Raw genomic sequence first — 24,449 nt, 5'->3', positions numbered from 1 at the left:
GGAAGGAACAGGCCATGGACAAACCCAGCGCGAAGAACCAGGCGCGCGATGCGGATAGCGCCGGCGAGCGCCAGCGCGAGCTGCAGCGCGAACAGGACCGCAAGGACGCCGCGCCAGGCAAGCCTGGCGGCGGCCAGCAGCAGGAGAAGGCCGTCCAGGCCGGCGCCCGGGCGCAGCCGGAACTGCCGTTTCCCGCGCAACACATGGAAAAACCGGGCATCGAGGCGCAGATGGAACTCAAGCCCCGGTTCGAGGCACCCGATTACCGCGGCAGCGACAAGCTCAAGGACATGGTCGCGATCGTCACGGGTGGCGATTCCGGCATCGGGCGGGCGGTGGCGGTGCTTTATGCCCGCGAAGGCGCCGACGTGGCGATCGTGTACCTCCATGCCCACGAGGACGCCGAAGCCACGAAGCGCGCCGTCGAGCAGGAGGGCCGGCAATGCCTGCTGATCGCGGGTGACGTCAAGGACTCGGCGTTCTGCCGGAACGCGGTGGAGCAGACCGTGGAGCGATTCGGCAAGCTCGACATCCTGGTCAACAACGCGGCGTTCCAGGAACACGCCGATTCCCTGGAGGACATCACCGACGAGCGACTGGAGGAAACCTTCAGGACCAACATCTTCGGCTACTTCTACATGGCGCGGGCGGCGATCCCGCACCTCGGGCAAGGCGCCTCGATCATCAACTCGGGCTCGGTGGTGGGATTGCGCGGCAGCGCGCAGCTGCTCGATTACTCGGCTACCAAGGGCGCGATCCACGCCTTTACGATGTCGCTGGCCAGCAGCCTGGTCGACAAGGGCATCCGGGTGAATGCGGTGGCTCCCGGGCCGGTGTGGACGCCGCTGAACCCGGCCGACCAGCCGGCGGACAAGGTGGCGCAGTTCGGTGCCAAGACCGACATGAAGCGGCCGGCGCAGCCCGAAGAGCTGTCACCGGCCTACGTGTTCCTCGCCGCGCCGGTGTGCTCCAGCTACATCACGGGCATCGTGCTGCCGGTGACGGGGAAGGTGGGGGACTGAGCGGCGGCGAAAGGGGGAGCGGCAGAGGCCGTTCTTTCGAGGCTTCTGCGTCCCGCTCCCGGTCCGGGGCTCTGCGTGCTGCCCCCGCATTCCACGTCCCATGCAAGGACGCGCGCGGTGACGCAGAATGAGTCCATGCCTGCCGACCTCAAGATCGATTTCGTCTCGGACATTTCCTGCCCCTGGTGCGCCATCGGGCTGGCTTCCCTGGAGCAGGCGCTGCAGCGCCTGGCCGGCGAGGTGCGCGCCGAGCTGCACTTCCAGCCGTTCGAGCTGAACCCCGCCATGGCGCCGGGCGGCGAGGACATCACCGAGCACCTCACCCGCAAGTACGGCAGCACGCCCGCGCAGCAGGCGGCCTCGCGCGAAGCCATCCGCCAGCGCGGCGCGCAGCTCGGTTTCGAATTCCGCAAGGAAGGGCGCGACCGCATCTACAACACCTTCGACGCGCACCGGCTGCTGCACTGGGCGGGTCTCGAGGGGGCGGACCGCCAGCGGGCGCTGAAGAAGGCGCTGTTCGCGGCGTACTTCACGCACGGGCGCAACATGGAAGACCATGAGGTGCTGCTCCAGGCGGCCACGGACGCCGGCTTCGACGCGCTGCGCGCGCGCGAGGTGCTGGCCAGCGGCGCCTGGGCCGACGAGGTCCGCCGGCAGGAGCGCTTCTACACGGAGCACGGCATCCAGGCCGTTCCCGCCGTCGTGATCAACGACCGGCACCTGATCCAGGGCGGCCAGCCACCCGAGGTGTTCGAGCAGGCGCTGCGCCAGCTGGCGGCCGCGTAGACCGCCTCATCCCGGCGGCGTGGCGCCGGGCAGGTTCGCGCAGTATTCGATCAGCGCGTCGGTTTCCATCGACTTGTCGAACACGCCGTCGCTGCCCAGTGCTTCGCACTGCCGGCGCACCGCCGGATTCGCGGTGGCGGTAAGCACGACCACCTTCTGCTGCGGCTGCCGGCCGCGGCAGGCGAGCAGCACGCCGAAGCCGCTGCCGCCCGGCTCGAGGATCAGGTCGACGATCGCCAGATCCCACTGGTTGTCGGCATTCGACAACCAGGCGACCGCGGCCTTCTCGCTGCTGGCGAACCCCGCCGTCGCGATCCCCGCCAGCTCCCACAGTGCTTCGCCCAGGCTCTCGCGGATCGACGCATGGTCTTCGACGATGAACGCTTTGAGGGTCAACGCCCGGTCTCCTTGCGGCTGTCCTGCACGGTGCCGCGCGCCGCGTTGCAGCGGCCGCGCGCGAAGGTGCACATTGTGCCCGCAAGTGGCCGGGGCGAGGGCCGGCCGCCAGCGGACCGGCGCCGTCCCGGTGCCTCAGCCGACCCGCACCTCGATGCGCCGCGGCCGGGCTTCCTCGAGCTTCGGGATCGTCAACCTGAGCACGCCGTCCTTCAGCGCCGCCTCGATGCGCGAGGCATCGAGTTCGCGGCTGAGCGTGAACTGGCGCCGGTAGGACGGAATCTGCGCCTCGCCGTAAACCAGTTCCATGTTGTCGGGGCCGCTGGACGCGGCCGTCGCCTCGATGAACAGGCTGTCGCCGTCCACCCGCACGCCGAGCCGCTCGCGCGGCACGCCAGGCAGGTCGGCCAGCAGCGTGATGCCCGATTCGTTCTCGAAGACGTCCACCGGCGGGACGACGAATGGCGCGCTGCGCTCGCCTTCGTCCTGCGGCCGCTGTTGCACGTTGCGTTCCCGGGTCTGAATGTTGCTGTCCATGGCAAGCTCCTCACCGTCAACTGACTTCGATGCGGCGCGGGCGCGACGATTCGCGCTTGGCCACGCTCACCCGCAGGATGCCGTCGCGATAGGTGGCGTCCACCTTCGCCGGGTCGGCGTCTTCCGGCAGGCTCACCACCCGCCGGAAGGCGCCGGCGAAGCGCTCCTGCGCGTAGACGCTGGTGTTGTCGCCCGGCTCGGGGACCTGGCTCCTGCGCTCTCCGGCGATCACCAGCAGGCCCCGATCCACGGTCAGCTGCAGGCTGTCGGGCTCGAGGCCGGGCGCCAGCGCCATGATCTCGACGGATTCGGGGGTTGTGCCGACGTTGATGACCGGGAAGCTCGATCCGGTCAGGCCGCGGATGCTCGACCGTTCGGCCGGCCGGAACACCTGGTCCAGCATGCTCTGCAGGCGGTTGAACTCGGAGAAGAGGTCCGCCGCAGGTCTGAATGATGCATTGATCATCACAGCTCTCCTTGAGACAGAGGGGTAGGCGCGGGTTTGCGCCGCGCGTTTCCGACATGGCGCCGCCGGCGCCGATTTCAAGGGGCGTTCAGACGGTCCAGCGCTGCCACAGCACCGGCGCGGCGGCCACCAGCAGCACCGCGCCCGAGAGCGTCAGCAGCCCCAGGACGACGTTGCGAAAGCCCGTGTCGCTGATGGTGGCGTACAGCCGCGCGCCGAGCAGCGACGGGATCAGCATCGCCGGTGCCACGATGGCAAAGAGCGGCACCATGTCGCGCGTGACGATGCCGCTGGCGACGTAGCCGGCGAACGCGACCACCAGCATGGCGAGGTTGAAGTTCTGGATCACCGCGCGCTGGGCGTCCTTGTCGAATCCGCGCAGCGTGCACCACAAGGTCGGTACCACGCCGGTGAAGCCGCCCAGGCCGCCCATGGCGCCGCCGGCCGCGCCCGCGATCGCATCGCCCAGCCGGCTGCCGCGCACATGCGGGAAGCGCGGTGCCAGTGCCATCAGGGGGCACATCACCACCAGCATCAGGCCGAGCAGTCCCTTGAACAGGGGAATGTCCAGCCGGGGCAGGATGAAGATGCCCAGCGGCACACCCAGCAGGCCGCCGGCGATGAAGGGCGCGAGGCGCTTCACGTCGAAGCCGCGCCGCACCGAAACCGCCGCGATGAGCTGGCCGGTGAGCGCGCCGAACACCGCCAGCGGCGCGGCCAGCCGCGGCTCGAGTGTCCAGGCCCACAGCGTCATCGCCGTGAGGCCGAAACCGAACCCGGACAGTCCCTGCACGAACCCGGCGAGGGCGGCTACGCCGGCGACGGTGACGATCAGCGCGTCGATCGGCGCCAGCCTTACTCGTAGGCCGACATCGGCGGGCAGCTGCAGACCAGGTTGCGGTCGCCGTAGACGTTGTCCACGCGACCGACCGGCGGCCAGTACTTGGCATGGCGCCGCTCGTCGAGCACGGCCGCTCCCGCGTCCCGCGGATACGCGTGCCGCCAATCCGCCTTGAGCAGGCTGGCCGCGGTGTGCGGCGCGTGTTTCAGCGGGTTGTCGTCCTGCGGCCACTCGGCGCGCTCGACGCGGCGGATCTCCTCGCGGATCGCGATCATGGCGGCGATGAAGCGGTCCAGCTCCTCGCGTGTTTCGCTCTCCGTCGGCTCCACCATCAGCGTGCCCGGTACCGGGAAGCTCAGCGTCGGCGCGTGGAAGCCGTAGTCGATCAGGCGCTTGGCGACGTCCTCGGCCGTCACGCCGCTGGTCTCCTTCAACGGGCGCAGGTCCAGGATGCACTCATGCGCGACATGCCCGTTCTCGCTGGCGTACAGCGTGGGGTAATGGTCCTTGAGGCGCGCGCTGATGTAGTTGGCGTTGAGGATCGCCACCTCGGTCGCCTGGCGCAGTCCGTCGGCGCCCATCATGCGGCAGTACATCCAGCTGATCGGCAGCACCGCCGCGTTGCCCAGTGGCGCGGCGGAAACCGCGCCGAGGCCCGTCGGCTTGTCGCCGGCGCGGCGCGCGGGCGGCGTGGCGGCCGTGCTCGTCGAGCTGACGTAGGCGCCGCTCGCGCCGGCCGTGTGGTGGCCGGGCAGGAAGGGCACCAGGTCCGCCACGACGCAGACCGGGCCGACGCCGGGACCGCCGCCGCCATGCGGAATGCAGAAGGTCTTGTGCAGGTTCAGGTGGCTCACGTCGCCGCCGAACTCGCCGGGGGCCGCCACGCCGACCAGCGCGTTCATGTTGGCGCCATCGACGTAGACCCGCCCGCCGTGGCTGTGCACGATCTCGCACAGCTCCCGCACCTGCATCTCGAACACGCCGTGCGTGCTCGGGTACGTGATCATCACGGCGGCGAGGTTGGCACCGTGCTGCTCGCACTTGGCACGCAGGTCGGCGAGGTCCACGTTGCCGTTGGCGTCGCAGGCGGTCACCACCACCTGCATCCCCGCCATCTGGGCGCTGGCCGGATTGGTGCCGTGCGCCGACGAGGGGATCAGGCACACGTTGCGATGCGCCTCGCCGCGGCTCTCGTGGAAGCCCTTGATCGCGAGCAGGCCGGCGTACTCGCCTTGCGAGCCGGCGTTGGGTTGCAGGCTGATGCCGGCATAGCCGGTGGCCTCGCACAGCCAGGCGCGCAGCTGCTCGTCGAGCTCGGCGTAGCCGGCCAGCTGGTCGCGCGGCGCGAAAGGATGCACATGCGCGAACTCGGGCCAGGTGATCGGGATCATCTCGCTGGTCGCGTTCAGCTTCATCGTGCAGCTGCCCAGGGGGATCATGCTGCGATCCAGCGCCAGGTCCTTGTCGGAGAGCGCGCGCATGTAGCGCAGCATCGCCGTCTCGGAATGGTGCGTATTGAACACCGGGTGCGTCAGGAAGCCGCCGGTGCGGCGCAGCGCGCCGGGAATCAGCGGCTCGATGCCTTTCTCGAAGCGTGCGAGGTCCGGCAGCGGCTGGCCGGGCTTGGCGAAGAACGACCACAGCAGGGCGACGTCGTCGCGCGTCGTGGTCTCGTCCAGGCTGATGCCGAGCGCGCCGGCCCCGGCGCGGCGCAGGTTGGCCCGCGCGGCGTGCGCCCGCCCGGCGATGAGGTCGGTCGCGTCGCCGGTCTGCACGGTCACCGTGTCGAAGGCCGTGTCGGACGCGAGCTGGTAGCCCATTTCCTGCAGGCCGTTGGCCAGGATGGCGGTGTACGAAGCCACCCGGGTGGCGATGCGCCTGAGCCCGGCGGGGCCGTGGTAGACGGCGTACATGCTGGCCACGACCGCCGGCAGCACCTGCGCGGTGCAGATGTTCGACGTGGCCTTTTCGCGGCGGATATGCTGTTCGCGCGTCTGCAGGGCGAGGCGGTACGCCGGATTGCCGTGGCTGTCGATGCTGACGCCCACCAGCCGGCCGGGCAGCGAGCGCTTGTATTCGTCGCGGCAGGCCAGGTAGGCGGCGTGCGGGCCGCCGGCGCCCATCGGCATGCCGAAGCGCTGCGTCGTGCCCAGCACGATGTCGGCGTCCCATTCGCCGGGCGGCGAAAGCAGCGTCAGCGCCAGCAGGTCGGCCGCAACGCAGAACGCGGCGCCCTTGGCATGCGCCTCGGCCACATGCGGCCGCAGGTCGTGGATCGTCCCGCCGGTCGACGGATATTGGGCCAGCACGCCAAAGTAGTCGTGCTGCTTCATGAGATCCGGCGCGAAGCCGACCAGCACCTCGATGCCAAGCGGGCGCGCGCGTGTCTGGATCACCTCGATCGTCTGCGGATGGCAGTCGGCTGCGACGATGAAGGTGTTGGACCTGGCCTTGGCACTGCGCTTGGCCAGCGTCATCGCCTCGGCGGCGGCGGTGGCTTCGTCCAGCATCGACGCGTTGGCGATCGGCATGCCGGTCAGGTCGCAGATCATCGTCTGGAAGTTCACCAGCGCTTCCATGCGGCCCTGGCTGATCTCCGCCTGGTAAGGCGTGTACGCGGTGTACCAGGCCGGGTTCTCCAGCACGTTGCGCAGGATGACCGGCGGCGTGTACGTGCCGTGGTAGCCCTGGCCGATGAAGCTCCTGAAGACCTGGTTGCGGCTGGCGATGGCCTTGAGTTCGGCCAGCGCCGCCGCCTCACCGGCGGCCGGCGGCAGTTTCATCGCGTCACGGCGCGCGATCGAGCGCGGCACGATGCTGTCGATCAGCGCGCGGCGCGAGCGCTCGCCGATCGCCGACAGCATGTGCTGTTCGTCGGCCGGACCGACGCCGATGTGGCGGGCGATGAATTCGGACGGATCTTCGAGTTCGCCGAGCGGGCGGGCGGATTGCATCAACATGGGGGCTCCGGGGGTTGCGTCGTGCCGGAACGCTTCCGGCAGCCGGCGGCGGCTGGCAGGCCAGCCGCGCGGCGTGGTCAGGCGCTCTTGGCGAACTTCTCGTAGTCGGGGCCGTCCATCAGCACGTCGAATTCGGCCATGTCCTTGATCAGGATCTTGAAGAACCAGCCGTTGCCCATGGGATCGCTGTTGGCCAGCGCCGGGTTGGCCCGCAGCTCCTCGTTGACTTCGGTGACCTCGCCGGCGATCGGCATGTAGACGTCGGCGGCGGCCTTGACCGATTCGACGACGCCGGCGACCTCGCCCTTGGCATAAGTGCGGCCCACTTCGGGCAGGTCAACGAAGACCACGTCGCCGAGCGCGTCCTGCGCATGCAGCGTGATGCCGACGACGGCGGCCTCGTGGTCCTCGAGCTGGATCCACTCGTGCTCCTGGGTGTACTTGACGGTCATGTGCTGCTCCTGTGGTTTCTCGGGAAATTGGGGGTGGGCTTCAGCCGCGGTAATAGCGGTTCGGGACGAATGGCATGCTGGTCACTTCCATCGGCACGGCCTTGCCGCGCACGATGGCATCCAGGCGGGAGCCTGGGGCCGCGAGGTCGGCGGCGACATAGGCCATGGCGACCGGCCGGTCGATGGTCGGCCCCAGCAGTCCGCTGGTGACTTCGCCGGCGCGCTGCCCGTCGGCCCCGCGCAGCTCGGTGTGCTCGCGCACCGGGACGCGCTCCAGGGCAACCAGCCCGACGCGCTTGCGCCCGAGGGGTACCGTGCCCTGCAACTGGCCCAGCACCTTGTCGGCGCCGGGAAAGCCACCCGCGCGGGCGCCGCCGGTGCGACGCACCTTCTGGATCGCCCAGTTGAGCCCCGCCTCGACCGGCGTGGTGGTCGTGTCGATGTCGTTGCCGTACAGGCACAAGCCTGCTTCCAGCCGCAGCGAGTTGCGCGCGCCCAGCCCGATCGGCTTGACCTCCGGCTGGGCGAGTAGCGCGCGAGCGAGCGCTTCGGCCTGCGACTCGTGCACCGAGATTTCGAAGCCGTCCTCGCCGGTATAGCCGCTGCGGGTGATGAACAGCTCGCCGCCCTGCCAGTCGAAGCGCCGGCCCGTCATGAACACCAACTGCTCGACGCCCGGCAGCAGGCGCCCGAGCGCCTGCACGGCTTGCGGTCCCTGCAGGGCCAGCAGCGCGCGCTCGGGCATCGGGACCACCTGGCAGCGCGACCCGATGCGTTCCTGGATGTGAGCGATGTCGCCGGCCTTGCAGGCGCCGTTGACGATCACGAAGAGATCTTCTCCCCGGTTCACGAACATCAGGTCGTCGATGATCGTGCCTTCGTCGGTCAGCAGCAGGCCGTAGCGCTGCTTGCCGACGGGCAGGTCGATCACGTCGACCGGCATGAGGGTCTCGAATGCGGCGGCGGCATCGGGGCCAACGAGGCGCAACTGGCCCATGTGCGAGACATCGAAGAGGCCGGCGGCGGTCCTCGTGTGCTGATGCTCGGCCATGAGGCCGCCGGGATACTGCACCGGCATCGAATAGCCGGCGAAGGGAACCATGCGGGCTCCCAACTCGAGGTGCAGCGCGTTCAACGGCGTTGCGAGGAGATTCTGTTGTTCTGGCACGCGGCTCTCCAGGGGCGATTGAGCCATGGTACACACCATGGGCCGGCCCCTGCTGTCCGCTTTACCTGAGAGATTCACCCGCGCAGGCGGGTTTGCTCCTTCGGTGGACGGCGCTCGCGGCGCCGCCTCTCTCCAGCAAGGAAGTGCCCCGGATGGGGCACTGCGTCAGTCCTTTTGCCTGAGCGTTCGGGTGGTCCCTGCGCCTTCGGCGGTTCCGCGCGGGAACTCTCTCCTGACGCCGCGGATTGTAGCTTCTTGGCGCTGCCGGATGCCTACTTGTAGACGAGGTCGCGCAGCGCAAGGGACAGCGCCGGCACGTAGGTGACGATCATGAGGCAGCCCAGCACCACCAGCACGAACGGGACCAGCTGCCCGATGATCCGGTCCAGCGAGATCCGCGCCACGGTGCAGGCGGCGAACAGGTTCACGCCGAACGGCGGCGTGATCATGCCCATCGCCAGGTTGACGACCATCACCAGTCCGAAGTGCACCGGGTCGATGCCGAAATGCTGGGCCACCGGCGCCAGGATCGGCGCGAGCACGATGATCGCCGCGCTGGTCTCGATGAACATGCCGATGACGAACAGCGCGGCGTTGACGCCCAGCAGGAAATAGGCCGGCGATTTCAGCACGTCCTGCAACCACATGCCGATGGCGGCAGGGACGCCCTCGCGCGTGATGAGATACGCGAACATGCCGGCGTTGGCGATGATGAACATGATCACCGCCGACGAAACCACCGACTTGCGCAGGACGACGTACAGGTCCGGGATGCGGATTTCGCGGTAGATCACCATCCCGACGATCAGCGCATAGAGCACGGCAACCGCGGACGCTTCCGTCGGCGTGAAGATCCCGCCGTAAATGCCGCCCAGGATGATGACTGGCATCAGGAGCGCCCATCCGGCCTGCATCGTGGCCTTGCCGAACGGCAGCCGTCCGTCGCCGTCGTTCTTGCCCCAGCCCTTCCACTTGCACCAGAGCCACACGAAGAGCATGAGGGCGCCCGCGATCAGCAGGCCCGGGCCGAAACCGGCGATGAACAGTTCGCCGATCGACACCTCCGCGCTGACCCCGTACAGGATCAGCGGAATGGACGGCGGGATCACGACGCCGAGTTCGGCGCTGGTGGCCTGCAGCGACGCCGCGTACGTCACCGGATAGCCGTGCTTGATCAGGGCCGGGATCAGGATGGCGCCGATCGCGAAGGTCGTCGCCACGGAGGATCCCGAGACCGCCGCGAAGATCATGCAGGTCAGCACGCAGGTCATGGGCAGGCCGCCCTGGATCCCGCCGACGATGCTCTTGGCGAATTCCACCAGCCGGCGCGAGATGCCTCCGGTTTCCATCAGGTTGCCGGCCAGGATGAAGAACGGAATCGCCGCCAGCGGAAACTTGTTGATGGACTCGAACATCTCCTTGACGGAGATGAGCATGTGGGCGTTCGACACCTTGATGCCGACGATGGCGGACAGGCCGATCGAGACGGCGACGGAGATGGTCAGTGCGAAGCACAGCACCATCGTGCTGATCATGATGCTGGTCATTGCGCCGTCTCCAGTTCCATCCGGATCGGCTGGAGGAGGTTGCCGACGATGCCGAACACGCAGAACACGCCGCCGACCGGCATCGCCAGATAGGCCCAGAACATCGAGATGCTTTCCAGTCCCGCCATCGATTGCACGCTGCCGCGCTGGGCGTAGTCCCAGCCCCACCAGATGATGATGCCGATGAGCGTGAGGGCCGCGATGCAGACCACCCAGTCCAGCACCCGCCGCAGCTTCGGCGGGCTCCACCGGTACAGGACGTCGACGCTGACCATCGCGCCGTAACGGAAGGCGGCGGGGATGCCGAGGAACACCATCCAGATCAGGCTGATGCGGATCAGGATCTCGGACCACTCGGCCGGCTGCTCCAGGATGAAGCGGGTGACGATCTGGAACACGCCCAGGCTGGCGGCCACGACCATCATCAGGCAGGCCGCGATCATCGCGGCGCCGGTGGTCCAGCGTTCGAACTTGAGGAAAGCTTCTTTCATCCTGGTGGGCCGGTGCGCCGGCCTTGTATGGAGAAACGCCCGCAAGTCCACGACCTGCGGGCGTCCGGGTTCACGGGGAACTGCTTACTTGAAGTTGCGGATCTTCTCGAGGTTGGCCTTGCCGAACTGCTTCTCGAACTCGGCGTTCACCGGGGCGAGGGCCTGCACGAACTTGGCCTTGTCGATGTTCTCGATCACGGTCATGCCCTTGGCGCGCAGGTCGGCGACGCCCTTGGCATCGTCCTCGTCGACGCGGGCGCGGTTTGCCTTGGCGGCTGCCTTGGCGGCCTCGACGAATGCCTGCTGGTCCGCCTTCGACAGCTTGTCGAACGCAGCCTTGTTCATCACGATGACGCACGGCGAGTAGACGTGGCCGGTCAGGCTCAGGTGCTTCTGCACCTGCTCGAACTTGGACGCGATGATCACCGAGAGGGGATTCTCCTGCCCGTCGACGGTACCCTGCTGCAGGGCGGTGAACACTTCGGGGAACGCCATCGGCGTGGTGACGATGCCGAAGCCCTTGTACGCGGCGATGTGCACCGGGTTCTCCATGGTGCGCATCTTCAGGCCCTTCAGGTCGCCCGGCTCCTTGACCTCGCGCTTGCTGTTGGTCATGTGGCGGAAGCCGTTCTCGGCCCAGGCCAGTGCCTTGAAGCCCTTCGCGTCGAACTTCTTGAGCAGTTCGTCGCCGATCGGGCCGTCCAGCACCGCGCGGGCGTGCGCCTTGTCGCGGAACAGGAAGGGGACGTCGAGGATCTTGGTGTCGGGCACGAAGTTCGGCACCGGGCCGGTCGACGTCAGCGTGAGTTCCTGCGTGCCGAGCTGCACCGCCTCCATCGCCTGGCGCTCTCCGCCCAGGGAGCCGTCGTAGAAGGTCTGGATCTTGTAGCGGCCGTTGGTGCGCTTCTCGACTTCGCTGGCGAAGACGTCGATGCCCACGCCCTGGTGCGAGTTCTTGGAGGTCGAGATGTTGATCTTCATCACGGTCTGCGCGGCGGCGCCGGCGACCAGGCCGAGGGCGAGCGTCACGCCCAGAACGACTTGCGAGAGTTTCACTGACAGTCTCCAGTACGAAAAAATGGACTCGGCAATTCTGCCAGAGAAAAAAAGTTGTCAGACAACTTTCGGCTCAGGGAAAACGAGGGCGCCCGGGCGCGGAAAATTCTTTGCCCGGTCAGGCCATCGCCGGCGTACCGGTGCGGGCCGGCGCTCACATGTTCGTGTAGTTCGGCCCGCCGCCGCCCTCGGGCGTGACCCACACGATGTTCTGCGTCGGGTCCTTGATGTCGCAGGTCTTGCAGTGCACGCAGTTGGCCGCGTTGATCTGCAGCCGGTCGCTGCCGTCCTCGTTCTTGACGAACTCGTAGACGCCCGCCGGGCAGTAGCGGCCTTCCGGTCCCGCGAACTTCGCCAGGTTCACCTGCACCGGCACCGACGGGTCCTTCAGCGTGAGGTGCGCCGGCTGGTCCTCGGAATGGTTGGTGTTGGAGATGAACACCGACGACAGCCGGTCGAAGGTGAGCTTCCCGTCGGGCTTCGGATAGTCGATCGGCTGGCACTCGGAGGCGGGTTTCAGGTACACGTGGTCCGGGTGCTGCCGGTGGAACGTCCACGGGATGTGCCCGCGCAGCAGGAACTGTTCCACGCCGGTCATGATCGTGGCGACGTTGCGGCCCTTCTTGAACCAGTACTTGAAGTTGCGCGCCTGGTTCAGCTCCCCGTACAGCCAGGATTGCTCGAACGCCTCGGGATAGGCCGCCAGTTCGTCGTGCTGGCGCCCGGCGCGGATGGCCGCGTGGGCCGCCTCGGCGGCCAGCATGCCGGTCTTGATCGCCGCATGGCTGCCCTTGATGCGCGCCGCGTTGAGGTATCCCGCTTCGCAGCCGACCAGAGCGCCGCCGGGGAACACCGTCTTGGGCAGCGACAGGAGCCCGCCCACCGTGAGTGCCCGCGCGCCGTAGCCGAGGCGCTTGGCGCCGCCCGGGCCCTCGAAGTACCAGCGGATGTTCGGGTGCGTCTTCCAGCGCTGGAACTCCTCGAACGGGCTCAGCCACGGGTTCTTGTAGTCGAGCCCCACGATGTGACCGCAGACGATCTGGTTGTTGCCCATGTGGTACATGAACGAGCCGCCGTACGTGTCGTTGTCCAGCGGCCACCCGGCGCTGTGCAGCACCAGTCCCGGCTTGTGGCGCGACGGATCGATTTCCCACAGCTCCTTGACGCCGATGCTGTAGGTCTGCGGGTCGCGCCCCTCGTCGAGCTTGAACCGTTCGATCAGCCGGCGCCCGAGGTGGCCGCGCGCGCCCTCGGCGAAGATGGTGTACCTGGCGAGCAGCTCCATGCCGAGCTGGAAGCTGTCGGTGGGCTCACCGTCCTTGCCGATCCCCATGTTGCCGGTGGCCACGCCCTTGACCGAGCCGTCCTCGTTGTACAGCACCTCGGCCGCGGCGAAGCCCGGGAAGATCTCGACGCCCAGGGCCTCGGCCTGCTGCGCCAGCCAGCGCGTGAAGTTGCCCAGGCTCAGCACGTAGCAGCCTTCGTTGTGGAAGCACTTGGGCAGCAGGAAGTTGGGCGTGCGCTGGGCGCCCGTTTCCGTGGTGAACAGGAAGATGTCCTCGGTGACTTCGCTTTCCATCGGCGCGCCGCGCTCCTTCCAGTCGGGGAAGAGCTCGTACAGGGCTCGCGGGTCCATGATCGTGCCGGCCAGGATGTGCGCGCCCGGCTCGGAACCCTTTTCGAGGACGACGACCGAGACGTCCTGTCCGTGCTCGGCGGCGAGCTGCTTCAGCCGGATCGCGGCGGACAGGCCGGCGGGGCCGCCGCCCACCACCACCACGTCGTACTCCATCGCTTCACGCGGGCCGAACTGCGCCAGGATCTCTTCGTTCGTCATGTGTGCTCTCGCTGATAATGTCCGTTCGCGGCCAGTGCGCGTTCGCGCCCCTCGCGACGCATTGCATTCTATTGCGCGGGCGGACAGAATCGAACGGTCGTTCTTCCCCCGTTTGGGCATTCTGGCAGGAGAGAGTCCCGTGAGTTACAGCATCGATCTGTCCGGCCGCGTCGCCTTCGTGACCGGCGCTTCCAGCGGCCTCGGGGCGCAGTTCGCGCGCACGCTGGCCCGCGCCGGCGCCGGCGTGGTCCTCGCCAGCCGCCGCGTCGAGAAGCTCAAGGACCTGCGCGCGCAGATCGAGGCCACGGGCGAGGACGCGCACGTGGTACAGCTCGATGTCACCTCGGTCGACAGCATCAAGGCGGCGGTGGCCCATGCCGAGACCGAGATGGGATCGATCGACATCCTCGTCAACAACTCCGGCGTGAGCACGACGCAGCGCATCCAGGACGTCACCGAGGAGGACTACGACTACATCTTCGACACCAACGTGCGCGGTTCCTTCTTCGTGGCGCAGGAGGTTGGCAAGCGCATGCTGGCGCGCGCCCGCGGCGCGGCGCCCGGCACCTACACCGGCGGGCGCATCATCAACATCGCCTCGATGGCGGGCCTGAAGGTGCTGCCGCAGATCGGCGCGTACGCGATGAGCAAGGCCGCGGTGGTACACATGACAAAGGCGATGGCGCTCGAATGGGGCCGCTTCGGGATCAACGTCAACGCCATCTGCCCCGGCTACATCGACACCGAGATCAACCACCACCACTGGGACACCGAGCAGGGCCGCAAGCTGATGCAGATGCTGCCGCGCAAGCGCGTCGGCCAGCCCGAGTGGCTCGACGCCCTGATCGTGATGCTGGCCAGCAAGGAGAGCCACTTCATCAACGGCGCCGTGATCGCCGCCGACGACGGCTTCGGGGTCTGAGCCGGATGCGCATCGAGATCCCCGAGAAGAAGAAGCTGGTCTACGAAGGGCGCCTGCCGATCCGCTGGGGCGACATGGACGCGATGGGCCATGTCAACAACACGACGTACTTCCGCTACCTCGAGACCGTGCGCATCGACTGGGTGCGCTCCCTCGGCTGCCAGCCCGACCCGCAAGGGCAGGGCGTCGTGATCGTCAACGCCTTCTGCACGTTCTACAAGCAGCTCGAATATCCGGGCGACATCGTCGTGAAGATGTACGTGAGCGACGTGGGCCGCACCAGTTTCGAGAGCTGGGCGACCATGGAGCGGGTCGACCACCCCGGCGTCGTCTATGCGGCGGGTGGCGCGACGACGGTGTGGGTGGACTTTCCCGCGCAGAAATCGGTGCCAATCCCGGACTGGTTCCGGGCGCACCTGGAATAGGGGCACGCCCGGCCGCCCGTCACTTCTGCTTGGGCAGGCGGCCCATCAGGTAGAACTCCGGATTCGGCTGCATGTTCGAGAAGCTCGCCATCCGGTTGGACAGGCCGAAGAACGCCGTGATCGCCGCGATGTCCCAGATGTCCTCGTCCGAGAAGCCGTGCGCGTGCAGCGGCTCGAAATCCGCGTCGTCGATCTCGTGCGCGCGCTGGCAGACCTTCATCGCGAAATCCAGCATCGCGCGCTGGCGCGGGGCGATGTCGGCCTTGAGGTAGTTCACGGCCACCTGGTCCGCGACCATCGGCTTCTTCTCGTAGATGCGCAGGATGGCGCCATGCGCCACGACGCAGTACAGGCACTGGTTGGCCGCGCTGGTGGCCGTGACGATCATCTCGCGGTCGCCCTTGGTGAGGGCCCCGCCTTCCTTGAGCATCAGCGCGTCGTGGTAGGCAAAGAAGGCTCGCCACTCGGCGGGGCGCCGCGCGAGCGCCAGGAACACGTTGGGCACGAAGCCCGCCTTCTCCTGCACCTCCAGCACCTTGGCCTTGATGTCCTCGGGCAGGTCCTTGAGTTCGGGCATGGGATAGCGGTTGGTCGTCATGGCATCTCCTTGGCTGGTTCGGGCAAGCGTAGCGCCTTGGCCGCCGCCGTGCTATCGGCTTGGCGACTTGAATGCGGGGTCAAGGACGCAGAAACCGGAACACCTGCGCAGCTGCCCGCTCCAGCGCCAGCGTTCAGTTCCCCGCCATCAGCTTGTGCACCAGGTCGGCCGTCGTGCTCGCCTGGTACTTGCGCATCAGCCGTGCCCGGTAGATTTCCACCGTGCGGTGGCTGATCGCCAGCGTGCGGCCGATCTCCTTGGACGTCATTCCGTCCAGCAGCCGCGCGGCCACTTCGCGCTCGCGCGCCGTCAGCTCCGCCTTCACGGGGCGCTGCGAGCTCAGGTCCTCGAACGCCCAGATGCCGGATTCGTGCGGCGCCTCGCGGTTCAGCGCGCGGCCGGTCACGTGGCACCAGAACACCTCGCCGTTCGCCCGCTTCATGATGCGGTCGTCGGAGTAGTGGCCCTTGGCGTTGAGGATCGGTGCCATCCGGGCCCCCAGGCGTTCGTACTCGTCCGCGCTGGGGTACAGCACCTGGAACGACTGGCCGATCAGCAGTTCGCGGGACGACCCGAACATCTCGCACAACTGCTCGTTGCAGTCGACGATGACGCGGTTGCGCGACAGGCACAGCCCGACCGGCGCCAGCGTGAACGCAACGCGATAGTCGACGTCCATAGTGCTAATCTCTACGAGGAACTACGTAGCTCATTAAGTAGTATCGTACCGAATCCGGAGCATCCCCCACCGGCCATCCCTCCAGGAGACTTCTTTCGTGAACAAGATCTATCCCTCCGCCGCGGCGGCGCTGAAGGACGTGGTGCGCGACGGCCAGCTGCTGGCCGTCGGCGGCTTCGGGCTCTGCGGCATCCCCGAAGCGCTGATCGAGGCGCTGCAGGGCAGCGGCGTCAAGGACCTCACCGTCATCTCCAACAACGCGGGTGTCGACGGTTTCGGCCTCGGCAAGCTGCTCGAGACGCGGCAGATCAGGAAGATGATTTCCAGCTACGTCGGCGAGAACAAGGAGTTCGAGCGCCAGTACCTGGCCGGCGAACTCGAGCTGGAGTTCACGCCCCAGGGCACGCTGGCCGAGAAGCTGCGCGCCGGCGGCGCCGGCATCCCGGCGTTCTTCACCAAGACCGGCGTCGGCACCATCGTCGCCGAAGGCAAGGAACTGCGCGAGTTCGACGGCGAGACCTATGTGATGGAGCGGGCGCTGGTGCCGGACGTGGCGCTGGTGAAGGCGCACGTGGCCGACAAGTCCGGCAACCTGCAGTTCCGTCTCACCGCGCGCAACTTCAATCCCGCCGCCGCGATGGCCGGCAGGATCTGCATCGTCGAGGTCGAGCACATCGTCGAGACCGGTGCCATGGTGCCCGACCAGGTCCACCTGCCCGGCATCTACGTGCACCGCATCGTGCACAACCCGCATCCCGAGAAGCGCATCGAGAAGCGCACCTTGACCGAAAAAGCCGGAGGTTGAAATGCGTTGGACGCAAGAACAGATGGCCGCCCGCGCGGCGCAGGAACTGCAGGACGGCTTCTACGTCAACCTGGGCATCGGCATCCCGACGCTGGTCGCCAACTACGTGCCGCCCGACAAGGAGGTGTGGCTGCAGTCCGAGAACGGGATGCTGGGCATCGGCCCGTTCCCGACCGAGGACGAGGTCGACGCCGACCTGATCAACGCCGGCAAGCAGACGGTGACCACCATCCCCGGTTCGTCGATCTTCGGCAGCCATGACAGCTTCGCCATGATCCGCGGCGGCAAGATCAACCTGTCCATCCTCGGCGCGATGCAGGTGAGCGAGCACGGCGACCTGGCGAACTGGATGATTCCCGGCAAGATGGTCAAGGGCATGGGCGGGGCGATGGACCTGGTGGCCGGCGTGCCGCGCGTCATCGTCCTGATGGAACACGTCGCGAAGAAGAAGGACGGCACCGAGGACCTCAAGATCCTGCCCAGGTGCACGCTGCCGCTGACCGGCGTGGGCGTCGTCGATCGCATCATCACCGACCTGGCCGTCATGGACGTGACGCCGCAGGGGCTGAAGGTGGTCGAGATGGCCCCCGGCGTGACCATGGACTACCTGCAGTCCAAGACGGGCGTAAAGCTTCACTGAAAAAATCCGCCGAAGCGGATTTTTTCAGTGCCTGATCAGTGTGGACGGGCCCGGCGGAGCCGGATCCCGCCCACAAGGGAGACCGGTCTGCACGCTGTTCCGGCCGGTCCGGGTGCCGCTGCGCGGATCAAGGCCACAGTTTTGTTGCCAGCGACGCTTTTGCTTACCGGCCGTCGCCGGCGGCTGACAGCGTGATGCTGCGCCCGCCTGCATGCGTGCAGTGCTCTCTGCCGCAACATGGCGCCAGGCTGATCAGCCGTGAGGTCCCCATGAAACTGAGCAAAACGCTGCTGACGTCCCTGGCCGCCGCCGCCGCCTGGCTGCCGGCGCACGCGTGCTACACGGTCTACGACGCCGCCGGCCGGGTGGCGTACCGCTCGACGCAGGCGCCGGTCGACATGAGCCGGCCGCTGCGCGACACGTTGCCCCAGCGCTTTCCCGGCGGTCACATGGTGTTCGACGCCGCCAGCACGTGCGACGCCATCGTGCCGGAAGCGCCGCGCCGCGTTGCGGCGGCCGGGCCGGCGCCGTTGCTGACCGATCGCGACAGTGCGCAGGCGGCGGGTGTGAATTACGCGCCGCTGTCCCGCGACATCGTCATGGTGCAGCCGCGCGACGCGGCGGTCGTGCTGGCGGGGGGCGGCCCGGTCAACGTGATTCCGCCGGTGGTGGCTCCGCGGATGCTGGCGCAGGCGCTCACTCCGCCGGACACGTCGCGCATGGGTGGTCCGCCCGCCGGCGGCACGGTGATCACCGAATTGCGCGATCCCCCGGTCACCATCATCGAAAGCCGCGGCGGGGTGACGGCGAACGTGCGCGGGCGCTGAGCCCGTCAGTGCGCCGGCCCGGGAACGGCCGGCTCAGGAAGCGTGAGCCGGCGAGCCCGAAACGCCAGTGCACTTCCATCGCTTTCGAGATCCCGATGCGGGGCCCCGCCACGATGCCGTGGTCGGCCTCGGCCGCGTAGACCTTGAACGGCGCCTGGTCCAGCCTCCTGCCGTTGAGGTCGTGGGTGATGGCAAGCGCCTCGCCAACGCGGCCCGGCCCTGAACACAACAGCCTCGGATCGTCCAGTCCGCGGCGCTGCCGCATCACGTCCAGCCCTTCCAGGGGCTCGATCGCGCGGATCAGGACCCCGGCGCCATGGCCTTCCTCGCGGCAGACGAAATTGAGGCACCAGTGGATGCCGTAGGAGCGGTACACGTAGGCCCGTCCGGGCGGGCCGAACATGGCCTGGTTGCGCGGCGTCGGTCCGGAAAAGCTGTGCGAGGCCGGATCGGCCCGGTCGTAGGCCTCGGTTTCGACGATGCGTCCGCCGACTCCGTCGACGAGCAGGATCGCCCCGATGAGGGTGCGGGCCATGGCCTCGGAGTCGCCGGCAAAGTCGGCCGGCTTCAGGATCTTCTTCACGGCAGGGTACGGCGCCGACAAGCGCCGGAAGGAATTGGCAGGAGGCGTCGATTCTGGGGCCGAAGAGCATCCGGCGGGGCAGAATTACTGTATAAATAACCAGTTACCGGCGTATCGCCATGTCCCGCATTTCCCCCGTCCCCCGCCTCGACCTCTCCGCCTTCCCCGATGTGTGGCGGGTGGAAGACCTCGCCCGTGAGCCCGCCACGATTGCCTGCGGCGCGCCGGCGCTCGACGCCGCATTGCCGGGCGGCGGCTGGCCGACCGGCGCCATGGTCGAAGTATTGCAGCGAACGCCGGGACGGCATGTGTGGCAACTGGTGCTGCCGGCCTTGAGCCGCACCTTGCAGGACCAGGCCGGCCCCATCGTCCTGGTGGCGCCGCCGTTCCATCCGTTCGCACCGAGCCTGGCCGCCCAGGGGCTGCAACCGGAACGCCTCCTGTGCCTCCACGCCGACCGGCGCGCTTCCCGGCTCTGGGCGGCCGAGCAGTCGCTGCGCTGCGAACAGGTCGGCGCCGTGCTGGCGTGGTTGCCGGAAGCCAGGAGCGAGGAGCTGCGGCGGCTGCACCTGGCCGCGCAACGCCACGATCGCCTGCTGTTCGTGTTCCGCAGCAGCGCCGAGGCCCGCCAGGCCTCGCCGGCCGCGCTGCGCCTGGTGGTCGAAGGCGTGGATCCGATGGAGATACGGATCGTCAAGCGCAAGGGCCCGCCCGCCTTGCAACCGCTGCACCTGCCGGCCACTTCACGACGGCTGGCGGCGCTGCTGCAGGCCAGGCGCAGCCTGCGCCGCGATGGCCCCGAACCGCTGCCCGCTGCCGCAGTGGAGAGATCGCATGTACTGGATCGCACTGCTGCCATCCCATGAGGACGAGCGCAGCGGCTGGAGCTGGCGTGCGTTGCAGTTCACGCCCCGGGTCGCGCAGGCGGACGAAGCGCTGGTCCTCGAGGCGGCGGCGTCGTTGCGCCTGTGGGGTGGACGCCGCAAGCTCCTGGAACGTCTGTTCGCCGATCCGCAACCCTTGTCCGCCGCCCGCTGGGCGCAGGGACCGACGGCGCTGCAGGCGCTCGCGCTGCTGCGCCTGCAGTGCGCCGGGGCGTCCACGCGGGGAATGAAGCCCGATGACCTGCCGCTGCAGGTGCTGAGCGCGGCCCGCGAACACCTGCCGGTGCTGGAGCGCATCGGCTGCCGCACCTGGGGCGATGCGCGCCGGCTGCCGCGGGCGGGCCTGAAGCGCCGCTTCGGCGCCGCACTCCTGCAGGCGCTGGACGAAGCGTACGGAGATAGTCCCGAAACACATTCCTGGCTGCAGTTGCCGCAGCAGTTCGACTTGAGGCTGGAACTGCCGGCGCTGGCCACCAATGCCCCGGAGCTGATGTGGACCGCGCAACGGCTGCTGTCGCAACTTCAGGTGTGGCTGCAGGTGAGGAACCTCGGCGTGCTCGCTTTTGAACTGGAATGGACGCTAGCCCTGCGGCGCCTCGACGGCGTCGCGCTGCCGAGCCACGAGCAGCTCGAGATCCGCACCGCCCAGCCGACCCAGGACGTCGCCCACCTGCGCCGCCTGCTTGGTGAACACCTGGCTCGCGCGAAGCTGGCCGCTCCGGCCAACCACCTGCGGCTGCGCTCGCTGGACACCGTGTCCTGGGCCGGCGCCAGCCGCAGCCTGCTGCCGCAGGACGACGCGGGCGGCGAAGCGCTGCACCAGTTCATCGAACGCGTCAGCGTCAGGCTGGGCGAGGACAACGTGCTGGTGCCGCAGTTGCAGGCGGACCACCGGCCGGAACGGATGCAGGCCTGGCAGCCGGCGCGCAGCGCCGACTGCACGGCGCTGCTGGCGGGCAGCAAGAAGAAGGGCCGGCCACTGCCGGCCGATGCGCTCTATCCCGAGTGGCTGCTGCCGCAGCCGCTGCGCCTCGTCGTGCGCGCCGACAAACCCCAGTTCCAGGGACCGCTGCGATTGCTGGCGGGTCCCCAGCGCATCGAGACCGGCTGGTGGGATGCCGGCACGCAGGGCCCGGCGGTGCGCGACTATTTCGTCGCGCGCAGCGAGCAGGCCGGATTGTTGTGGATCTACCGGGAACGGCCGGCGGCGGCGCAGGAAGCCGCCCAGGTGCGCTGGTACCTGCACGGCGTCTATGCCTGAGGGTCGCCGCGATGACTGACGCCGCCTTTTCCCTGCCGGGCTATGCCGAACTGCATTGCCTGTCCTGCTTCAGCTTCCAGCGCGGGGCCTCGCACCCGGGCGAACTGGTGGAGCGCGCCTTCAAACTCGGATATTCGGCGATCGCGATCACCGATGAATGCTCCGTCTCCGGCGTGGTGCGCGCGCATTCGGCGTGGCAGGAGCTGACGCTCGGTCCCAATCCCGCGTTCAGGCTGATCCTGGGCAGCGAATTCCGCTTCGACGGCTTCCGGCTGGTGGCGCTGGCGCGCAACGTGACCGGCTGGGGCAACCTGTGCGAATTCATTACGGCGGCGCGGCGCGAAGCGAAGAAAGGCGAGTACGGCGTCAGCCGCGCCACCAGCGACTTCAGCCTGCTGCGCGAATGCGAGATCCTGGTCGCGCCCGAGCGCGGCGCCGCCGGCGAAGAGGCCGAAGCCGGCCGGCTGCTCGAGATCGCCGCCTGGGCCCGGGGCCTGTTCGGCGACAGCGCATGGCTCGCGGTCGAACTGCCGCAGGGCCTGGACGACGCACTGTGGCTGCACACCTTGCAGCAGGCGGGCGAGCGCAGCGGCCTCGCGCTCGTGGCCTGCGGCGACGTGCACATGCACGTGCGCTCGCGCAAGGCGCTGCAGGACGTGATGACGGCGGTGCAGGAGGGGCGCCCGGTGGGCGAGTGCGGGCTCGCGCTGCAGCCGAACGCCGAGAAGGCGCTGCGCTCGCGCGCGAAGCTGGCGGCGCTCTATCCGGTGCACCTGCTCGAGAACACGCTGGTGGTCGCCAGCCGCTGCACCTTCAGCCTGGAGGAGATCAGGTACCAGTACCCGACGGAGACGGTGCCGCCGGGAATGACGCCGGCCCACGCCTTGCGCCGCTTCACGATCGAAGGGGCAAGGCTGCGTTATCCGGGCGGCGTTCCCTGGCCGGTGCGGCGCCAGCTGGTGCACGAGCTGCGGCTGATCGCCGACTGCGGCTACGAGATGTACTTCCTGACGGTGCACGACATCGTGCGGTTCGCCCGCGAGCGCAAGATCCTGTGCCAGGGCCGCGGCTCGGCCGCCAATTCCGCGGTCTGCTACTGCCTGCACATCACCGAAGTCGATCCGGCCCGCGCCAACCTGCTGTTCGAACGCTTCATCAGCAAGGAACGCAAGGAGCCGCCGGACATCGACGTCGACTTCGAGCACGAGCGGCGCGAGGAGGTGATCCAGTACATCTACGGCAAGTACGGCCGCGACCGCGCCGCGATCGCCGCCGTCGTTGCGACGTACCGCACCCGCAGCGCGATCCGCGACGTCGGCAAGGCGCTGGGCATCCCGGAAGCGCTGGTCGACGCCTTCGCCAAGGAGCATTTCTGGTTCGACGAGGACGGGCTGCAGGTGCAGCGGCTGTGCGAGCGGGCCGCCGAGGCCGGCGTCGAGGTCGATTCGCTGCGCATGCGCCAGTGGCTGGAACTGACCATGACGCTGCGCGGCTTTCCGCGCCACCTGAGCCAGCACGTCGGCGGCTTCGTGCTCACGCAAGGCAAGCTCACCCGGCTGGTGCCGGTGGAAAACGCCGCCATGCCGGATCGCTCGATCATCCAGTGGGACAAGGACGATCTCGACGACATGGGCCTGCTCAAGGTCGACGTGCTCGCGCTGGGGATGCTCACCGCCTTGCGCCGCTGCCTCGACTTCGTCAGCCGGCGGCGCGGCCGCCCGTTCGCCTTGCAGGACATCGAGGATCGCGACCAGGCCACCTACGACATGATCTGCCGCGCCGACACGGTGGGCGTGTTCCAGATCGAGAGCCGGGCCCAGATGTCGATGCTGCCGCGGCTTCAGCCGCGCCGCTTCTACGACCTGGTGATCGAGGTCGCGATCGTGCGGCCCGGACCGATCCAGGGCGGGATGATCCACCCGTACCTGAAGAGCCGGGAGCGGGTGCGCAACGGCGGGAAGATCGAATACGAGAACGATGCGCTCAAGCCGGCGCTGGAGCGCACCCTGGGCGTGCCGATCTTCCAGGAGCAGGTGATGCAGATCGCGATGATCGCCGCCGGCTTCTCGGCGGAAGAAGCCGACCGCCTGCGCCGTTCGATGGCCGCCTGGAAGCGCCGCGGCGGCGTGCACCAGTTCCAGGACCGGCTGATGGAAGGCATGCGCAGGAACGGCTACCGCCAGGAATTCGCGCAGAACATCTTCAAGCAGATCCTGGGCTTCGGCGAATACGGCTTCCCGGAAAGCCATGCCGCGAGCTTCGCGCTGCTCGCCTACGACAGCAGCTGGCTGAAATGCCACGAACCGGAATGCTTCCTCGCCGCCATGCTCAACTCGCAGCCGATGGGGTTTTATTCGCCCTCGCAACTGGTGCAGGACGCCAGGCGGCACGGCGTGCAGGTGCTGCCGCCCGACGTGTCGGAAAGCGAGTGGGACTGCACCCTTCAATCGGGGTCAGATTCCAATTGTTCGCGCCCCGCCGTCCGGCTCGGCCTGCGCCTGGTCGCCGGCCTGGCGCAAAAAGGCGCCGAACGCGTGATGCAGGCCAGGAAAGAGGCGGTGTTCGCCAGCACCGAGGACATGGCGCTGCGCGCGCAGCTCGACGCCAGGGATCTCGATGCGCTCGCAGCGGGAGACGCCTTGCGTTCGCTGTCCGGCCACCGGCGCCAGCAGGTCTGGGATGCCAAGGCTTTCCTGCGTCCGACGCGGATGCTGCGCGATGCGCCGCTCAACGAGGCGACGCTGGCGCTGCCGCACGCGCCCGAAGGCGAGGAGATCGTCTTCGACTACGCCTCGCTGGGCCTCACGCTGCGCCGCCATCCGCTGGCCTTGCTGCGTCCCCGGCTGGCACGGATGAAGCTGCAGACCGCCGGCGAACTGCACGGCGTGCCCAATGGCCGCAAGGTTCGCGCGTGCGGCATCGTCACCGTCCGGCAGCAGCCGCACACCGCCCACGGCACCATCTTCATCACGCTCGAAGACGAGACCGGTCCCGTCAACGTCATCGTCTGGAAGTCGCTGCGCGAGCAGCAGCGCGACGAAGTGCTCAAGTCCCGGTTGCTGGCGGTCGAGGGCATCTGGCAGCGCGATGCGGACAGCGGCGGCCAGGTGCGCAACCTCGTGGCGCACCGGCTGCGGGACCTCACGCCGCTGCTGGGGCGGCTGGGACGGGGGCCGAACAGCAGCAGGGATTTCCATTGACCGCCGCGGCCGATCGCCGCGTACCATCGTGCGATTGGCGCCTGCCGCGCCGCCGACACACCCGAG

The 24,449-nt window shown here is 68.3% G+C and carries 24 protein-coding genes and 2 riboswitches; of the genes, 10 read left to right on the top strand and 14 right to left on the bottom strand.

What is annotated here, in order from left to right:
* The first annotated feature begins 14 nt into the window (after positions 1-14).
* Positions 15-1,022: an SDR family oxidoreductase gene (locus RAMLITH_RS08840; protein ID WP_168106990.1), complete on the top strand. Its 1,008-nt coding sequence runs from the start codon at positions 15-17 to the stop codon at positions 1,020-1,022.
* Positions 1,023-1,157: 135 nt separating this feature from the next.
* On the top strand, positions 1,158-1,808 hold the full coding sequence (locus RAMLITH_RS08835; RefSeq protein WP_168106989.1) for a DsbA family oxidoreductase: 651 nt from the start codon (positions 1,158-1,160) through the stop codon (positions 1,806-1,808).
* Positions 1,809-1,814: 6 nt separating this feature from the next.
* Here RAMLITH_RS08835 and RAMLITH_RS08830 read toward each other — a convergent pair whose 3' ends face one another.
* From RAMLITH_RS08830 to RAMLITH_RS08780, 11 genes are all read right to left on the bottom strand, one after another.
* Entirely contained in the window at positions 1,815-2,204 is a 390-nt protein-coding gene (locus tag RAMLITH_RS08830) for a response regulator (protein WP_168106988.1), read from the bottom strand.
* Positions 2,205-2,339: 135 nt separating this feature from the next.
* On the bottom strand, positions 2,340-2,741 hold the full coding sequence (locus RAMLITH_RS08825) for an Hsp20/alpha crystallin family protein (RefSeq protein WP_181017764.1): 402 nt from the start codon (positions 2,739-2,741) through the stop codon (positions 2,340-2,342).
* A gap of 16 nt (positions 2,742-2,757) precedes the next feature.
* Positions 2,758-3,207, bottom strand: a complete 450-nt coding sequence (locus RAMLITH_RS08820; protein WP_168106987.1) for an Hsp20/alpha crystallin family protein — start codon at positions 3,205-3,207, stop codon at positions 2,758-2,760.
* An 88-nt stretch (positions 3,208-3,295) separates the two neighbouring features.
* A complete protein-coding gene (locus RAMLITH_RS08815) occupies positions 3,296-4,051 on the bottom strand; it encodes a TSUP family transporter (RefSeq protein WP_168107223.1) in 756 nt (251 codons plus the stop codon).
* Between the two features lie 11 nt (positions 4,052-4,062).
* Positions 4,063-7,008, bottom strand: coding sequence for an aminomethyl-transferring glycine dehydrogenase (gcvP, locus tag RAMLITH_RS08810; protein ID WP_168106986.1), 2,946 nt, complete (start codon positions 7,006-7,008; stop codon positions 4,063-4,065).
* A gap of 77 nt (positions 7,009-7,085) precedes the next feature.
* Positions 7,086-7,460 (bottom strand): glycine cleavage system protein GcvH, encoded by a 375-nt coding sequence (gene gcvH / locus RAMLITH_RS08805; RefSeq protein ID WP_168106985.1) that lies wholly within the window; start codon positions 7,458-7,460, stop codon positions 7,086-7,088.
* Positions 7,461-7,500: 40 nt separating this feature from the next.
* Positions 7,501-8,655 carry a glycine cleavage system aminomethyltransferase GcvT gene (gene gcvT, locus RAMLITH_RS08800; RefSeq protein WP_168106984.1) on the bottom strand — a complete coding sequence of 385 codons (1,155 nt, stop codon included), beginning with the start codon at positions 8,653-8,655 and terminating at the stop codon, positions 7,501-7,503.
* Positions 8,656-8,670: 15 nt separating this feature from the next.
* A riboswitch (glycine riboswitch) is annotated at positions 8,671-8,774 on the bottom strand.
* 10 nt (positions 8,775-8,784) lie between these two features.
* Positions 8,785-8,873: riboswitch (glycine riboswitch) on the bottom strand.
* 27 nt (positions 8,874-8,900) lie between these two features.
* Positions 8,901-10,175, bottom strand: coding sequence for a TRAP transporter large permease (locus RAMLITH_RS08795; protein WP_168106983.1), 1,275 nt, complete (start codon positions 10,173-10,175; stop codon positions 8,901-8,903).
* Positions 10,172-10,666: a TRAP transporter small permease gene (locus RAMLITH_RS08790; protein WP_168106982.1), complete on the bottom strand. Its 495-nt coding sequence runs from the start codon at positions 10,664-10,666 to the stop codon at positions 10,172-10,174. Before RAMLITH_RS08790 ends, RAMLITH_RS08795 begins: the two co-directional genes overlap by 4 nt.
* An 84-nt stretch (positions 10,667-10,750) precedes the next feature.
* Positions 10,751-11,722, bottom strand: coding sequence for a TRAP transporter substrate-binding protein DctP (locus RAMLITH_RS08785; protein WP_168106981.1), 972 nt, complete (start codon positions 11,720-11,722; stop codon positions 10,751-10,753).
* Between the two features lie 154 nt (positions 11,723-11,876).
* Positions 11,877-13,559, bottom strand: coding sequence for an electron transfer flavoprotein-ubiquinone oxidoreductase (locus RAMLITH_RS08780; protein WP_168106980.1), 1,683 nt, complete (start codon positions 13,557-13,559; stop codon positions 11,877-11,879).
* A 139-nt stretch (positions 13,560-13,698) separates the two neighbouring features.
* Between RAMLITH_RS08780 and RAMLITH_RS08775 the strand changes: the two genes are divergently transcribed.
* Together RAMLITH_RS08775 and RAMLITH_RS08770 are read left to right on the top strand one after the other, a co-directional pair.
* Positions 13,699-14,481, top strand: coding sequence for an SDR family oxidoreductase (locus RAMLITH_RS08775; protein WP_168106979.1), 783 nt, complete (start codon positions 13,699-13,701; stop codon positions 14,479-14,481).
* Positions 14,482-14,486: 5 nt separating this feature from the next.
* Positions 14,487-14,906, top strand: coding sequence for an acyl-CoA thioesterase (locus RAMLITH_RS08770; protein WP_168106978.1), 420 nt, complete (start codon positions 14,487-14,489; stop codon positions 14,904-14,906).
* 19 nt (positions 14,907-14,925) lie between these two features.
* Here RAMLITH_RS08770 and RAMLITH_RS08765 read toward each other — a convergent pair whose 3' ends face one another.
* Together RAMLITH_RS08765 and RAMLITH_RS08760 are read right to left on the bottom strand one after the other, a co-directional pair.
* Positions 14,926-15,504: a peroxidase-related enzyme gene (locus RAMLITH_RS08765; protein ID WP_168106977.1), complete on the bottom strand. Its 579-nt coding sequence runs from the start codon at positions 15,502-15,504 to the stop codon at positions 14,926-14,928.
* 133 nt (positions 15,505-15,637) lie between these two features.
* Entirely contained in the window at positions 15,638-16,183 is a 546-nt protein-coding gene (locus RAMLITH_RS08760) for a PAS and helix-turn-helix domain-containing protein (RefSeq protein ID WP_168106976.1), read from the bottom strand.
* Between the two features lie 97 nt (positions 16,184-16,280).
* Between RAMLITH_RS08760 and RAMLITH_RS08755 the strand changes: the two genes are divergently transcribed.
* The 3 genes from RAMLITH_RS08755 (at position 16,281) to RAMLITH_RS08745 (ending at position 18,455) form a co-directional block, all read left to right on the top strand.
* The gene (locus RAMLITH_RS08755; protein WP_168106975.1) at positions 16,281-16,988 is read left to right on the top strand and encodes a 3-oxoacid CoA-transferase subunit A; all 708 of its coding nucleotides are present in this window, start codon (positions 16,281-16,283) and stop codon (positions 16,986-16,988) included.
* Between the two features lies 1 nt (position 16,989).
* Positions 16,990-17,628 (top strand): CoA transferase subunit B, encoded by a 639-nt coding sequence (locus tag RAMLITH_RS08750; RefSeq protein ID WP_168106974.1) that lies wholly within the window; start codon positions 16,990-16,992, stop codon positions 17,626-17,628.
* A gap of 269 nt (positions 17,629-17,897) precedes the next feature.
* The gene (locus RAMLITH_RS08745) at positions 17,898-18,455 is read left to right on the top strand and encodes a hypothetical protein (protein WP_168106973.1); all 558 of its coding nucleotides are present in this window, start codon (positions 17,898-17,900) and stop codon (positions 18,453-18,455) included.
* On the opposite strand, the gene RAMLITH_RS08740 is transcribed toward RAMLITH_RS08745, so the two are convergent.
* Positions 18,409-19,038, bottom strand: coding sequence for a DNA-3-methyladenine glycosylase (locus tag RAMLITH_RS08740; RefSeq protein WP_168106972.1), 630 nt, complete (start codon positions 19,036-19,038; stop codon positions 18,409-18,411). The genes RAMLITH_RS08745 and RAMLITH_RS08740 overlap by 47 nt on opposite strands.
* A 119-nt stretch (positions 19,039-19,157) precedes the next feature.
* On the opposite strand from RAMLITH_RS08740, the gene imuA reads away from it, so the two are divergent.
* Genes imuA through RAMLITH_RS08725 form a run of 3 tightly spaced genes read left to right on the top strand, consistent with a single transcriptional unit; the run spans position 19,158 to position 24,383 of the window.
* Positions 19,158-19,904, top strand: a complete 747-nt coding sequence (imuA, locus tag RAMLITH_RS08735) for a translesion DNA synthesis-associated protein ImuA (RefSeq protein ID WP_168106971.1) — start codon at positions 19,158-19,160, stop codon at positions 19,902-19,904.
* Positions 19,873-21,183: a DNA polymerase Y subunit UmuC family protein gene (locus RAMLITH_RS08730; RefSeq protein WP_168106970.1), complete on the top strand. Its 1,311-nt coding sequence runs from the start codon at positions 19,873-19,875 to the stop codon at positions 21,181-21,183. Before imuA ends, RAMLITH_RS08730 begins: the two co-directional genes overlap by 32 nt.
* A gap of 11 nt (positions 21,184-21,194) precedes the next feature.
* A complete protein-coding gene (locus RAMLITH_RS08725; RefSeq protein WP_168106969.1) occupies positions 21,195-24,383 on the top strand; it encodes an error-prone DNA polymerase in 3,189 nt (1,062 codons plus the stop codon).
* Positions 24,384-24,449: the final 66 nt, after the last annotated feature.

This window comes from Ramlibacter lithotrophicus (assembly GCF_012184415.1).
In the GTDB taxonomy this organism is placed as follows: Bacteria; Pseudomonadota; Gammaproteobacteria; order Burkholderiales; family Burkholderiaceae_C; genus Ramlibacter; species Ramlibacter lithotrophicus.
This window is presented reverse-complemented; position numbering and strand designations above follow the sequence as displayed.